Raw genomic sequence first — 1,750 nt, 5'->3', positions numbered from 1 at the left:
GTCCTTGATGTGGACTTCGAGCGCCGGTGCGCGGAACCAATCGAACAACAGCTTGGCGAAACGGTCCCAGATTTTTGACGGCCCGATGCCGAAGAAGATGCAGACCTTTTGCGGAAAGGCGCCACCAAGATCCTTGCGGCATTTGTTGAGCGCCAGTTCCAGTTCCGGCAGCGCGTGCTCATAGAGCTTGCGTTCCGACAGGTCGATCATCGTCTCGACGGTCGGGATCACCTTGTGGCCGCGCGAGCTTGCCAGCAGCGAGGCATAGTAGCCGCGGCTCTGGTAGGCGTAATTGTTCGACAGGTTGATGACCTTCGGCCGCTGGCCGCGAAACAATGACGGATGCGCGAGATAGTCGCGATTGGTGATGATCTTGTGCGGTGTCGCCACCTGGTCGAGATCGCTCTGCCTGCCGGTAAGGATGACCCAGGTCATTGTCTGTCACGCTTTCCCAGAGTGATGGCGGCCCGCAGTCCATCGCGACCGAACTGCGCCATGTTCATGAAGATGCCGTAAGGCACGGGAATGTTGGCTGCATCAAGGATGGTCTCCTGCCTTTCATCCTCGACCCAAGGGTCGTGGATCAGGATATGGTCGCCGTCATCGCCGATCGCCAGCACCCAGTGCGGCACCTTCTTGCCGAACATCAGGAAGCCGCTGATCAGCACCAGCACCAGCTTTCCCCCAGCGATCGCAGCGCGGATATCGTCGATTGTGAATGCACGGTAATTCACCGGGATGCCGTAAAGTTCCGCGCGTCGGCGAAAGTCGACCTGGGCCAGTTCCATTACCCTGCGCTTGTCCTCGCTGCGCACCGATTGCAGGAACAGCGCGCCATAGAAGGAGACGTAGATCTCCACCGCGAGCCCGCTCTCATAGCCCGAGACAGCGAGGCCGAACGGCTCGCAACCCCCGGGACCCGACATCATGAAGACGGTCGTCGCTTCACGCCACAGGCGGATTTCCATGACCGGATCCGGCACGAAGCCGCGATCGAAATTGGCCATCGCCATCATCAGGCAGCACGGACCGCAGGTGAATTCACAGGTCTGCGGGTAGAACGGCACCTTGGTGGCGATCGGAATGTCGCCACGCAAGGTTTTTTCGTAGCGAAGTGCCGTTTCGCCATCCTCATAGTAGCCGGGCTCACGCCCGATCTTGCGATAACCGGCCCGTTCGTAGATGCGGATCGCGCGGCTGTTGTCTTCGCGAACTTCGAGACGCAGCATCATGCGGTCGTGCTCGAAGGCGGCATCTTCGGCGGATCCGAGCAGGATGCGGCCGACACCCAGCCCGCCGAAAAACGGACTGGTCGCAATCGAGTAGAGGCGCGCCACGCCGCTGCCTTTGCGAAACAGCACGATCGCATAACCGGCCACGCGGCCGTCGACTTCGGCGACCAGCGTCTCGGCGGTTTCACGCTCGATGAACAGTCGGAAGGAGCGGCGGGAAATACGGTCGCTTGAGAAAACAGCTTTCTCGATGGCGGCGAGATCATCGACGTCAGACGCGCGGGCCGTGCGGATCTCGGCAGGCATGCGGCTTCAGAAAACCTCGATTGGTGGTGGAAATGGCCCTACTCGAACACGTCCTTGACGCCAACCAGGGCGTTGGGAAAACCGGCGTCCACCTGGGCGCACGAAGTCCGCTCCACCACCTTGAATCTTCGCCTCGTTTTTCCAAAAACCGTTTCCGATTTTCGGGGCGATGCGACGGCATTCATCAAGCGCTATCGCACCTCGATTAGGGC

At 60.3% G+C, this 1,750-nt stretch carries 2 protein-coding genes; both read right to left on the bottom strand.

From position 1 onward, the window contains the following. The coding region (locus EN879_RS34685) for a RimK-like ATPgrasp N-terminal domain-containing protein (RefSeq protein WP_206521068.1) at positions 1 to 435 on the bottom strand (435 nt) is incomplete at its 3' end. Next, entirely contained in the window at positions 432 to 1,538 is a 1,107-nt protein-coding gene (locus EN879_RS34680; protein WP_013532575.1) for a peptidase C39 family protein, read from the bottom strand. The genes EN879_RS34685 and EN879_RS34680, both read right to left, overlap by 4 nt. Positions 1,539 to 1,750: the final 212 nt, after the last annotated feature.

The sequence above is a fragment of the Mesorhizobium sp. M7A.F.Ca.AU.002.02.1.1 genome (genome assembly GCF_003998535.1).
Classification (GTDB): Bacteria; Pseudomonadota; Alphaproteobacteria; order Rhizobiales; family Rhizobiaceae; genus Mesorhizobium; species Mesorhizobium ciceri.
Note: the sequence above shows the minus strand (reverse complement) of the source record. Positions and strands in the feature narration are given on the sequence as shown.

Bases quoted from the DNA above. Each gene is read 5' to 3' on its own strand.
- EN879_RS34680 (WP_013532575.1), bottom strand. From the start codon at position 1,538: ATGCCTGCCGAGATCCGCACGGCCCGCGCGTCTGACGTCGATGATCTC.